This window comes from Tepidiphilus baoligensis, from assembly GCF_012911495.1.
GTDB classification, from domain to species: Bacteria; Pseudomonadota; Gammaproteobacteria; order Burkholderiales; family Rhodocyclaceae; genus Tepidiphilus; species Tepidiphilus olei.
Window position 1 is genome coordinate 36,427 of record NZ_JAAAUB010000014.1, and the last position, 11,536, is coordinate 47,962.

The 11,536-nt window shown below is 65.4% G+C and carries 12 protein-coding genes; 8 read left to right on the forward strand and 4 right to left on the reverse strand.

Going from position 1 to position 11,536, the window contains the following annotated elements; genetic code table 11:
* Nucleotides 1-12 precede the first annotated feature (12 nt).
* Together queG and murI are read left to right on the forward strand one after the other, a co-directional pair.
* Nucleotides 13-1,116, forward strand: coding sequence for a tRNA epoxyqueuosine(34) reductase QueG (queG, locus tag GV368_RS09190; protein WP_169116317.1), 1,104 nt, complete (start codon nt 13-15; stop codon nt 1,114-1,116).
* The gene (murI, locus tag GV368_RS09195; RefSeq protein ID WP_142805022.1) at nt 1,113-1,931 is read left to right on the forward strand and encodes a glutamate racemase; all 819 of its coding nucleotides are present in this window, start codon (nt 1,113-1,115) and stop codon (nt 1,929-1,931) included. Before queG ends, murI begins: the two co-directional genes overlap by 4 nt.
* 17 nt (nt 1,932-1,948) lie before the next feature.
* Here the strand turns inward: murI and GV368_RS09200 are convergent, their stop codons facing one another.
* From GV368_RS09200 to GV368_RS09215, 4 genes are read right to left on the reverse strand one after another with little or no spacing between them, the layout of a single operon-like run.
* Nucleotides 1,949-2,824 (reverse strand): sulfurtransferase, encoded by an 876-nt coding sequence (locus tag GV368_RS09200; RefSeq protein WP_169116318.1) that lies wholly within the window; start codon nt 2,822-2,824, stop codon nt 1,949-1,951.
* A complete protein-coding gene (locus GV368_RS09205) occupies nt 2,805-3,173 on the reverse strand; it encodes a SpoIIAA family protein (protein ID WP_142805024.1) in 369 nt (122 codons plus the stop codon). Before GV368_RS09205 ends, GV368_RS09200 begins: the two co-directional genes overlap by 20 nt.
* Nucleotides 3,174-3,203: 30 nt before the next feature.
* Complete coding sequence (locus GV368_RS09210) at nt 3,204-4,565, reverse strand: sensor histidine kinase (RefSeq protein WP_169116319.1); 1,362 nt, start codon at nt 4,563-4,565, stop codon at nt 3,204-3,206.
* The gene (locus GV368_RS09215) at nt 4,562-5,290 is read right to left on the reverse strand and encodes a response regulator (RefSeq protein WP_142805026.1); all 729 of its coding nucleotides are present in this window, start codon (nt 5,288-5,290) and stop codon (nt 4,562-4,564) included. Before GV368_RS09215 ends, GV368_RS09210 begins: the two co-directional genes overlap by 4 nt.
* 184 nt (nt 5,291-5,474) lie before the next feature.
* On the opposite strand from GV368_RS09215, the gene GV368_RS09220 reads away from it, so the two are divergent.
* From GV368_RS09220 to secG, 6 genes are all read left to right on the forward strand, one after another.
* Complete coding sequence (locus tag GV368_RS09220) at nt 5,475-6,011, forward strand: Spy/CpxP family protein refolding chaperone (RefSeq protein WP_169116320.1); 537 nt, start codon at nt 5,475-5,477, stop codon at nt 6,009-6,011.
* A gap of 150 nt (nt 6,012-6,161) precedes the next feature.
* Nucleotides 6,162-8,081: an ATP-dependent zinc metalloprotease FtsH gene (gene ftsH / locus GV368_RS09225; protein ID WP_142805028.1), complete on the forward strand. Its 1,920-nt coding sequence runs from the start codon at nt 6,162-6,164 to the stop codon at nt 8,079-8,081.
* A complete protein-coding gene (gene folP / locus GV368_RS09230; RefSeq protein WP_169116321.1) occupies nt 8,081-8,926 on the forward strand; it encodes a dihydropteroate synthase in 846 nt (281 codons plus the stop codon). Before ftsH ends, folP begins: the two co-directional genes overlap by 1 nt.
* A 58-nt stretch (nt 8,927-8,984) precedes the next feature.
* Entirely contained in the window at nt 8,985-10,370 is a 1,386-nt protein-coding gene (gene glmM / locus GV368_RS09235) for a phosphoglucosamine mutase (protein ID WP_142811209.1), read from the forward strand.
* The gene (gene tpiA, locus GV368_RS09240) at nt 10,367-11,128 is read left to right on the forward strand and encodes a triose-phosphate isomerase (protein ID WP_142805031.1); all 762 of its coding nucleotides are present in this window, start codon (nt 10,367-10,369) and stop codon (nt 11,126-11,128) included. The genes glmM and tpiA overlap by 4 nt, the downstream gene beginning before the upstream one ends.
* A gap of 9 nt (nt 11,129-11,137) precedes the next feature.
* The gene (gene secG, locus GV368_RS09245; RefSeq protein WP_142805032.1) at nt 11,138-11,485 is read left to right on the forward strand and encodes a preprotein translocase subunit SecG; all 348 of its coding nucleotides are present in this window, start codon (nt 11,138-11,140) and stop codon (nt 11,483-11,485) included.
* The last annotated feature ends 51 nt before the right edge of the window (nt 11,486-11,536 follow it).

An 11,536-nucleotide genomic window follows, 5' to 3' on the forward strand; every position in this document is an offset into this window, starting at 1 on the left:
GCGTTTGTGGAGATGACGAACTTGGTCGATTGGCAGGCGCGCAAACGCGCGATCGCCGAGGCGGCTGCCTCCTTGGGGTTTTCGGCGATGCGGGTGGCCGAGCCCGATTTGTCTCGGTGCGAACCGAGCCTGCTCGCCTGGTTGGAGGCTGGCTTCCACGGTGAGATGGATTATATGCGCCGGCATGGGCTTTTGCGTGCGCGTCCGGCAGAATTGGTGCCGGGCACGGTCCGGGTGATCTCCTTGCGCTTTCCCTATTGGCCTGTGGAGGAGGTGCCGGCACGGACGGTGCTCGCCGACCCGAGGCTCGGTTACGTGTCGCGCTATGCCCTGGGGCGGGATTACCACAAAGTCGTGCGCGCGCGCCTGGCAAAGCTCCTTGCGTTCATGGAAACGCTGGGGCCGCACCGGGGGAGGGTCTTCGTCGATTCGGCACCGGTGATGGAAGTGGCGCTCGCCGAGCGCGCGGGGCTCGGCTGGCGCGGCAAGCACACGCTCTTGTTGAACCGAGAGGAAGGGTCCTTCTTCTTTCTCGGCGAGATCTTCACCGATTGGCCCTTGCCGGTGGACGAACCGGTTGCGCCGCACTGCGGGAGCTGCACCCGTTGCCTCGATCTCTGCCCGACCCGGGCGATCGTGGCTCCCTATCGTCTGGACGCGCGCCGATGTATTTCCTATTTGACCATCGAGCATCCGGGGCCGATTCCCGAAGCCCTGCGCCCGATGATCGGCAATCGCGTCTATGGCTGCGACGATTGCCAACTCGTCTGCCCGTGGAACCGCTTCGCGCGGCGCGTCGATCTCCCCGAATTCGCGCCACGCCATGGGTTGGATGCGCCGGCGCTCACTTCGCTCTTTGCCTGGAGCGAGGCCGAGTTCCTGGAGCGCTTCGCCGGCAGCCCCATCCGGCGCATCGGCTGGGAACGGTGGCTGCGCAACCTGGCCGTGGTCCTGGGCAACGCGCCCACGAGTCCGGCGGTGGTGGCGGCGCTCATGGCGCGGCGCGAGCATCCCTCCCTCCTGGTGCGCGAGCACGTCGCCTGGGCGCTCGCGCGGCATGGAGCGTCTCGAGGGGCGGTGCTACACTCGCGCTTTTGCGGGGATGGCACAGGATGACGAAGGCGGAGCGCCCCATCGGGGTGTTCGATTCCGGGGTGGGCGGTTTGACGGTGGTGCGCGCCCTCATGGAGCGGCTACCGTTCGAATCCATCGTCTACTTCGGCGACACGGCGCGCGTGCCCTATGGGATCAAGTCGCCGGACACCATCGCGCGTTACGCGGCCCAGCTCACCCGTTTCCTGCTCGCGCAGGACGTGAAGATGCTGATCGTGGCGTGCAACACCATGGCGGCGGTGGCGCAGGAAGTGGTGCGTGCGCTCGCCGGGCCGAACGTGCCGGTGCTCGACGTGATCGAGGCCGGCGCCCGGGCGGCGGTGGCGGCCACGCGTAACGCCACGGTGGGCGTGATCGGTACCCCGACCACCATCAATAGCAATGCCTATGCGCTGCGCATTCACGCGCTGCGCGGCGACGTGCGGGTGCATTCACGAGCCTGTGCCCTCTTCGTGCCGCTGGTGGAGGAGGGCTGGCTCGACCATCCGGTGACGCGGCTTACCGCCGAGGAGTACCTCAAGCCGGTGCTCGCCGAAGGGGTGGACACCCTCGTGCTCGGCTGTACCCATTATCCCTTGCTCAAGCCGGTGCTCGCCGAGATCGCCGGGCCGCGGGTGCGTATCGTCGATTCGGCCGTGACCACGGCCGAGCAGGCCGCCCAGGTGCTCGATCGAGAAGAGGGACTGCGCGCCGGAGTCGGCGTCGTTCTCCGGCATCGTTTCTACGTGACTGACGTCCCTCTGCGTTTCCAGACGATCGCCGAACGCTTCCTGGGGCGGTCCTTGCCGGAAGTGGTGCGCGTCGACGTGCCGGAGTAGTCTGCTCGGGTCGTTTCTCAGGGTTCGGGCCCGGTGGCGACCGGACGGCGCGGATCGGCGCACCACTCGCTCCATGAGCCGGGATAGAGGCGCGAGCCGCAAAGTCCCACCCATTCCATTGCGAGCAGGTTGTGGCAGGCGGTGACGCCGGAGCCGCATTGATGTACCACTTCCGACGGATCGCGGCCGGCAAGGAGCGCCGCGAATTCGGCGCGCAGGGCCTTGGGTGGGCGGAAGCGGCCGTGCTCGTCGAGGTTGAGGCGGTAGCAACGGTTGACGGCGCCGGGAATGTGGCCCGCGACCGGGTCGAGCGCCTCGTTCTCGCCGCGATAGCGGTCGGGACTGCGGGCATCGAGGATGAGGAACCGGCCCGTTCCGAGTTGGGCGAGGAGTTCGTCGGCGGTGACGGTGGGCATGCACGGCTCGGGTGCGGCCGGGTAGGTACACGGCGCGGCTTGCCGCACGCTGCGGTCGAACGGCAGATTGTCGCTGCGCCAGGCGTTCCAGCCCCCGTCGAGCACGGCGACGCGCCGATGCCCGATCCAGCGCAGCAGCCACCACGCGCGTGCCGCGAACATTCCTCCGTCGTCGTCGTAGACGATGATCCGAGTCTCGGGCGTGAGGCCGCACGTCCCCACGAAACGGACGAAATCGCCATACGCGGGAAGGGGATGGCGCCCATTCGTGCCGGTGCGTGGACCGGAGAGATCTTCGTCCAGATGCCAGAAGATCGCCCCGGGGATGTGGGCCTCCGCCCAGGCCCGGCGGCCGAGCGTCGGATCGCTGAGGTCGTGCCGGCAGTCGATCACCCGCCAGGAAGGATCGTCCAGGTGTTCGGCGAGCGTGCGAACAGAGAGGATGGGGCCGACGCCGTCATGGATGGCCTGGTGCATCTCGTCCCTCTTTGAGCCAGGCGAGGGCTTCTTCCTCCGTGTCGAAAACCTTGATCTCGGCCTCGAGAAAGAGGCTTTCGAGCCAGGTCAGCACGGCAAGCCAGTCGTCTTCGGCGACGATGGCGATGCGACGGAAGTCGTTCGGATGTTGCCGGGCGAAGCGGAATTCTTCCCAGGCAGCGTCGATCGTAAACCCCAGCATGTTGCGCAGGTCGAGCAGTACGTCCACCGGACCGCCGAAGCGGTTGCGGTATTCGACCGCATCCTCGAATTCCTTGAAATCTTCGAGCGTGAATTCGCCGAACACGGCGGCGGAGATGAGGTCGTCGCGGACTTCGATGGTGATCACGGTGCGGTTCCTCGGGAACGAACACGCTCACTATAGCGATCCGTGCCCGCCCCCGCAACCCGTCGCGGGCTCGCACGGCAGCATGAGACGGGCGCACAGACCGCCCAGTGCGGAATCCTCGAGCACGAGCGTGCCGTTCATCGCGCGGGCAAGGTTGACGGCGATCGCTAGACCCAGCCCCGTGCCGCCGGTGTCGTAATTGCGCGAAGGGTCTAGCCGAACGAAGGGTTCTAGTACGGCGCGTCTCGATTCGCGGGGGATGCCTGGGCCATCGTCCTCGATGGTGAACTCGCAGGTTCGCTCCGCCGAGGGGCGCAAGGTGAGTCGCACGCGAGTGCCGTAGCGTGAGGCATTGTCGAGCAGATTCGAGAGGATGCGCCCGAGTGCTGCTGGGTCGACCGTTGCCGACAAGGGGGGAGCAGGCAGAATGGTTTCGATCTCCACGCCGCTTTCACGGTAGAGGGCGACGAGATCGGTAACGAATTCGTTGAGATCGACCTCCTGGTATTCGAGATGGGGGGTGAGGCTTCGGGCATAGTCGAGGCTGAGGTCGATGAGCTTTTGCATGTCCGCCAAATCGCGCTCGATCCCGTTGCGGATCTCGTCCTCGGGCAGAACCTCCACGCGCAGGCGTATGCGCGCCAGTGGTGTGCGCAGGTCGTGTGCGATACCGGCGAGCAGGGCGGTGCGGGCGGCGAGCAGCTGCTCGATGCGTTCCCGTAGGGCGTTGAGGGTGCGGGCAGTGAGTACGACTTCGTAGGGGCCGTGTTCGGGCAGTGGAGTGGCCGACGCCTGAGGGGTGGCAAAGGTCTCGAGCGCGCCGATGAGCCGCTCCAGCGGGGAAGTGACCCGGCGCAAGGCCCACAGCGTGATGAGCCAGGTCCCGATCCCGGCGAGTGCGAGCGCGGTGACGATGCGCCAGGGCAGGTTGGGTTGCGGCCGATGGAGTTGAGGTGGGAGCAAAGCGCTCAAAGGAGTGCCGTCTTCGAGGATGACGGTGGCTCCGCGGCGGGATCCGGCTTCGGTTTCGATTTCCCAGAAAGAGAGGTCTTCCAGCGAAAAGAAATTGGCGAGCGTTTCATGCCATACCGGCGGCAGGGGGAGTGGCCGAGCTCGTGGTGGAGGCGCGGCCGGAGCGACGATCAAGGGGGCGAATTCCCAATATTGAGCGGCCATGGGCCGTTCGCTCCAGGGCAGGGCTTCCATGACTGCAACGGCGCGCGCCAGTGCTTGGGCGGCGTCGCGTTGCAGACGCACTTCCGCGCTCGCCCGGCTTTGGTAGGCGAGCAAGGCCAGCGTCAGGGCAAAGAGGGCGACGACGGCGGCGCTGACCACCCAGGCGAGTCGGGTGCGCAAGCGTCGGCCGAAAGACAGCAGAGGAATCAGGCTCATTCGATCGATTCGACCGGCGCGGCGAGCACGTAGCCTTGACCGCGCACCGAGCGGATGGCCCGCGGTACCTGAGGATCGGACTCGAGTTTGGCGCGCAGGCGGCTGACGGCGATGTCGATGGCACGGTCGAACACGTCGGCGCCGCGCCCACGCGTGGCGCGCATGAGATAGTCGCGGGTGAGCACTTCGTTGGGGTGCTGTACGAAGAGCGACAGCAGGGCAAACTCGCTCCCGGTGAGCGGCTGGACCGTGCCATCCGGTAGGGTGAGGGTTCGTGCCACGGTGTCGAATTCGACCGGCCCGATGCGCCAGCGCCTGGGTGCGAGCGATGGCTGGGTGCCGGGGCTGCGCGTGCGTCGCAGGATCGCCTTGATGCGCGCCTCGAGCTCACGGGGAAGAAAGGGCTTGGTGAGATAGTCGTCGGCACCGATCTCGAGCCCAAAGACACGGTCGAACTCGTCGTTACGCGCGGTGAGCATCAGTACGGGGACTGCTCGGGTGCGTGGATTGGCCCGCAGCCGGCGCAGCACGCTGGGCCCGTCTTCACCGGGTAGCATCCAGTCGAGCACGATGAGATCGGGCAGACGCTGTGCCAAGAGCCCATCGAGCGCCGCAGCGTCGGCTACCGCTTCGACCGAAAAACCGCGTCGTCGCAAATCTTCGCCGAGCAAGCGGCGAAACTCATGGTCGTCATCGACCAGGATGAGGTGAGAGGTCGACTCCATTGGGGGCTTCGTATGTAACATCGACTGCATTATGGCGCACTTCACTCCAAAGGAAAAAGATACGATCGTCGGCGATAACAAACGTTACACGCCGAAACGCTGATGAGGCGCGAGGACGGCGGTTGCGTGCTCTAATGAACATGTCCGCAAGGGACGCAACGCAATGATGAATGAGGAGAAAACGATGATGGATGCTCGGATGAGGAAAAACGGTCTGACTCGCCGCTGGCGGCACGGCCTCGTCGCTCTGGCACTGATCGGGGTCGCGGGGGCCGGATTCGCACAGCAGCCGGCGCCAGCCCCCAGGGGGGGCGCTCCGATGGGGCCCGATGCCGGCCCGGCGGTACGCCCGCAGATGACGCCGGAGCAATGGCGCGAACGCATGCAGCAGCGCCACGACGCCGAAGTAAAGCGCCTGGAGGGGTTGCTGAATCTTCGCCCGGAGCAGCGTGCCGCCTGGGAGGAACTCCTCGCCGTTTGGAGTGCGCACCGGGAGCAGTTCTTCTCCTATCGCTGGGAGCAAAGCCAGCGCCCCGTGACGGCTTTGGGGAGGCTACAGGAGCGCGAAGAGCGCTTGGCGGCCCATCTCGAAGCGGTACGCAGCCTGCGCGAGGCGGTGCAAAAGTTTTACCTCCAGCTCGACGATACGCAGCGCGACGTGTTCGATCGGGAATTCATGCGCTGGGGTAAAGGGAAAGGAGGGGATCCGCGGCCGCGCTGAGCGTCTCGCCGGGACGATCGCGGCGCGTGATTGCCTGGTCACGTCGCCGCGATCGTTTTTTTCGATCGTCTTTCCTCTTGGCGCACGGAACAAACGCCTCTAGAATGGGCTCTGAAGCAACACTGGTAGCATCATCTAGGAGTTCGTCCCTTGAACAACGTCGTCAAAAATCTCGCGATCTGGATCGTCATCGGCATGGTGTTGATGACGGTGTTCAACCAGTTCAACGATCAGCGCCCCGTTTCCGCCAATACCATGGAATATTCTCAATTCATGGAAGAGGCGAAGTCCGGCCGCATCACCAAGGCCGTCATCGATGGGCGCGTCGTCAAGGCACTCACCGTGGACGGACGCCAGATAACCGTCTATACCCCTGGGGTTCAGGACATATGGATGGTGTCCGACCTGATGCAGGCGGGAGTGCGCATCTCTGCGACCAAACCCGATGAAGGGCCTTCGCTGCTCACCAACATCCTCATTTCGTGGTTCCCCATGCTGCTGCTCATCGGGGTGTGGATTTTCTTCATGCGCCAGATGCAGGGCGGCGGCAAGGGTGGGGCGTTCTCCTTCGGTAAGTCGCGGGCGCGCTTGCTCGACGAGTCGAGCAACACGGTGACGTTCGCCGACGTTGCCGGTTGTGACGAAGCCAAGGAAGAGGTGCAGGAGCTCGTCGATTTCCTGCGCGATCCCACCAAGTTCCAGAAACTCGGCGGGCGCATTCCCAAGGGCGTGCTGATGGTGGGCCCTCCGGGTACGGGCAAGACGCTGCTCGCCAAAGCGATCGCCGGCGAGGCCAAGGTGCCCTTCTTCAGCATCTCCGGTTCGGATTTCGTCGAGATGTTCGTCGGCGTGGGGGCGGCGCGGGTGCGCGACATGTTCGAACAGGCGAAAAAACACGCCCCCTGCATCATCTTCATCGACGAGATCGACGCCGTGGGCCGCCAGCGCGGTGCTGGGCTCGGCGGGGGCAACGACGAGCGCGAGCAGACGCTCAACCAGCTGCTCGTCGAAATGGACGGGTTCGAGGGTGCGAGCGGCATCATCGTGATCGCCGCCACCAACCGTCCCGACGTGCTCGATCCCGCGCTGCTACGCCCGGGGCGCTTCGACCGGCAGGTGGTGGTGTCGTTGCCCGACGTACGTGGCCGTGAGCAGATCCTCAAGGTGCACATGCGCAAAGTTCCGATCGCACCCGATGTAGACCCCTCCATCCTCGCTCGTGGCACCCCGGGATTTTCGGGTGCGGATCTCGCCAACTTGGTCAATGAGGCGGCGCTCTTTGCCGCGCGCAGCAACAAACGCCTCGTCGACATGGACGACTTCGAGCGAGCCAAGGACAAAATCATGATGGGGGCCGAACGGCGCTCGCTCATCATGTCCGAGGAAGAACGGCGCAACACGGCCTATCACGAAGCCGGGCACGCCGTGGTGGCCAAGCTCCTCGACAAGACCGACCCGGTGCACAAGGTCACCATCATCCCGCGCGGCCGCGCTCTGGGCGTGACCATGCAGCTGCCCGAGGGGGATCGCTACAGCCAGGACAAGGAGCGTTTGCTGCAGATGATCGCCGTGCTCTTCGGCGGGCGTATCTGCGAAGAAATCTTCATGCACCAGATGACCACCGGAGCCTCCAACGACTTCCAGCGCGCCACCGACATCGCCCGCAAGATGGTCACGCAGTGGGGCATGTCCGACGCGCTCGGTCCGATGGTCTATGGAGAGGAAGAAGGCGAGATCTTCCTGGGACGTTCGGTGACCACCCACCGCAACGTTTCCGAGGCCACGATGCAGAAAGTCGACGCCGAGATCCGGCGCATCATCGACGAGCAATATGCGCTTGCGCGGCGCCTCATCGAAGAGAACCGCGACAAGGTCGAGGCGCTCGCCCAGGCCCTTCTGGAATATGAAACGCTGGATGCCGAGCAGATCGACGACATCATGGCCGGTCGCCCGCCTCGTCCCCCCAAGGATCGGGGTGACATGGGCGCCTCTCCACGCGGTGGCGCGTCTGGTCCAGCGAGCGAGCCCAAGCCCGGAGCGGCGCCTGATTCGCCCGAACCGGTGGTGTGATGCGGTGGCTGCAGGCGGGGCGCTTTCGGCTCGATCTCTCCGAGCCGAAAGTGATGGGCATCGTCAATCTCACCGAGGATTCCTTCTCGGGCGATGGGCTCGGCGCGCAGCGCGATCGGGCGCTGCGTCAGGCTGACGCTTTCATCGCGGCGGGGGTCGATCTGCTCGATTTCGGCGCGGAATCGACGCGGCCCGGTGCCGAACCCGTGCCGGCCGAGCGCGAGCTCGAGCGCCTGTTGCCGGTGCTGGAATCCCTGCGTGGGGCGCCGGTGCCGCTGTCGGTCGACACGATGAAGCCCGAAGTGATGCGCGAAGTCTTGCGCGCGGGGGCCGATCTCATCAATGACGTGGCCGGATTCCGCCTGCCCGGCGCCATTGAGGCGGTGGCCGCCAGCGACTGCGCCTTGTGCGTCATGCACATGAAAGGCGAGCCACGCACCATGCAGCACTCTCCCGTCTATACGGACGTGCTCGCCGAGGTCGAGGACTTCCTCGAAGAACGAACCGCGGTGCTGCAAGCGGCTGGCGTGGCGCGCGAACGCATCCTTTGGGACCCGGGGTTTGGTTTCGGCAAGACGCTGGAGCACAACGCAGCGCTCTTTCGCGCCCTGCCGCGCTTGGCGGCGCGCCAGCCGCTCCTGGTGGGGGTGTCGCGCAAAACCATGATCGGCCAGATCACGGGCCGGCCCGTGGGCGAGCGGCTCGCCGGCAGCCTCACGGCCGCCGTGCTCGCCTGGGTTCATGGCGCCGCCATCGTGCGCGTACACGACGTGGCCGCCACGGTCGATGCCCGTGAAATCCTGCGCGCGCTCGGGCCCTCTTCTGGCGACGCAACGACGGTCTGAGCCTTTTTCCCCTGATTTCGTGCGACAATTCGCACCCTGCGCAGCATAGGGTCTAAGAATGGGTCGTTATTTCGGTACCGACGGGATTCGCGCGCGCGTCGGCGAGCCGCTGATGTCGCCGGAGTTCGTCCTCAAGCTCGGGCATGCCGCCGGGCGGGTGCTCGCGCGTCACGCGCACGGTGGCGCCAAGCGGGCGGCGGTACTCATCGGCAAGGATACGCGCATCTCCGGCTACATGATCGAGTCGGCTCTCGAGGCCGGTTTGTCGGCGGCCGGCGTCGACGTGGTGCTGTGTGGCCCCTTGCCCACGCCTGGGGTGGCTTATCTCACCCGCGCCTTGCGCTTGGAGGCAGGAATCGTGGTGAGCGCCTCGCACAATCCCTATCCCGACAACGGGATCAAGTTTTTCGGCCCGAATGGCGAGAAACTGCCCGATGAATTGGAGGCCGAGATCGAAGCGACGGTCGAATCGCCTCTCGTTTGCCGCGAAGCGCACGAGCTGGGACGTGCCAGGCGCTTGGACGATGCCGCGGGGCGCTACATCGAATTCTGCAAGAGTACTTTCCCCGCTTCGATGTCGCTCGATGGGCTGCGTCTGGTACTGGATTGCGCCCACGGCGCCGCCTATCAGGTCGCGCCGGCGGTGTTCCACGAACTCGGCGCCGAGGTGGTGGCGCTCGCCAATCAGCCCAACGGATTCAACATCAACGAGGGCGTCGGGGCGACGCATCCCGAATACCTGCAGGCCATGGTACGAGCGCACCGTGCCGACTTGGGCATCGCCTTCGACGGCGATGGCGATCGGGTGATCATGGCCGACGCCGAAGCACGCCTCTACGATGGCGATGCGCTCCTCTACGTGATCGTGCGCGATCGTGTGCTGGCAGGGCAGCGCCTCGGCGGAGTGGTCGGTACGCTGATGTCGAACCTGGGGCTGGAGCACGCCGTGCACAGGCTCGGGGTGCGATTCGAGCGCACCAAGGTAGGCGATCGCTACGTTGCGGAGGCGCTGCGCGAGCGCGGGTGGGAGTACGGCGGCGAGAGTTCTGGGCATTTGCTGTGCCTCGGCGTACATACCACGGGCGACGGTATCATCAGCGCCTTGCAGGTCTTGGCCGCTTTGCGCCGCCGCGGTGAGACCCTGGCGCAAGCCTGCGCCGACCTCGTGCGCTACCCCCAGGTGCTGCGCAATGTCTCTGTACCGCGCGGCTATGACTGGAAGGACCATCCGGGGGTGCTCGCCGCTTGCCGCGCCGCCGAGGCCGAACTGGCCGCGCAAGGGCGCATCCTGTTGCGCCCCTCGGGAACCGAGCCGTTGTTGCGCGTCATGGTGGAAGGGCGCGATGCCTCGCTCGTACAGCGTTGGGCCGATGCGCTTGCAGCGGCGATCGAGTCGTCGCTCGCCACGGAAAGCGCATCGATGCACTCGGGGGGTAATCCATGAAGAAAATCGTACTCGGCAACTGGAAGTCGGTCGGCGATACGGCCAGTAACGTCGTGCTGCTCACTGCGCTCGCCCAACATGCTCCTGCTGCCGGCGTGGAACTCGGTGTATGCGTCCCTTATCCGTATCTGCCCCAGGCGAAAGCGATACTGGAAGGCACGGAGATCGGCTGGGGGGCACAGAACGTCAGTCCGTTTGGTGCCGGCGCCTACACGGGCGAGGTCCACGCAGGAATGCTCGCCGAATTCGGCTGCCGGTATGCCCTCGTCGGGCATTCGGAACGGCGTCAGTATTTCGGTGAGACGGATGAGCTGATTGCTGGTAAAATCGATCGTTTGTTGGCAGCCAACGTCCGGCCCGTGGTCTGCGTCGGCGAGACGCTCGCCGAACGTGAGTCTGGCGCTTGGCGCGAGATGCTCGAGGGGCAGGTGAGGGCGCTCGTCACTCGGCTCGGAGTCGATAAATGCGCCCGCGCCTGGTTTGCGTACGAACCGGTCTGGGCGATCGGCACCGGGCGCAGTGCTGAGCCACGGGACATCGCCGAGGCGCATGCGTTTTTGCGCCGGCAGCTGGTGGCGTTGGGTGTGCCGCAGCGCGATCTCGTGCTTCTCTATGGCGGCAGCGTCAAGGCGGACAATGCTCAGAGTATTTTCGCCGTTCCGGGGTGCGACGGCGTGCTCGTCGGTGCGGCCTCCCGTGTCGTCGGAGAATTCGCTGCCATCGCAGCGGCGGCCGCGCGTGCGGTGCAAGGAAGTTAGGAGAAGAGAATGTCGGGAGTCTGGTTTTCGGTCATATTGACGGTCCATGTCTTGATTGCGGTCGCCTTGATCGCTTTGGTGCTGCTCCAGCGGGGGAAAGGGGCCGACGCAGGGGCTGCCTTCGGAGGTGGCTCTTCGGCCAGTCTCTTCGGGGCGAGCGGCGGGGCGAATTTCCTCAGCCGTACCACCGCGGTGCTCGCAACGCTGTTTTTCTTGACAAGCTTGGCTTTGACGTATTTGGCCAGTCAGCGCCTCGAGCAAGGCAGCGGCAGCGTCATGGAGGCGGCGCCGGTCGAAGCGCTGCCGCAACCGAGTGCTCCCGTGCCCGGTTCTCAAGCACCGGCCGTGCCACAATAAAGAAGAGCCGCTGTTGTCAACAAATAGAACTGTCCGGTTTCGTAGCACATA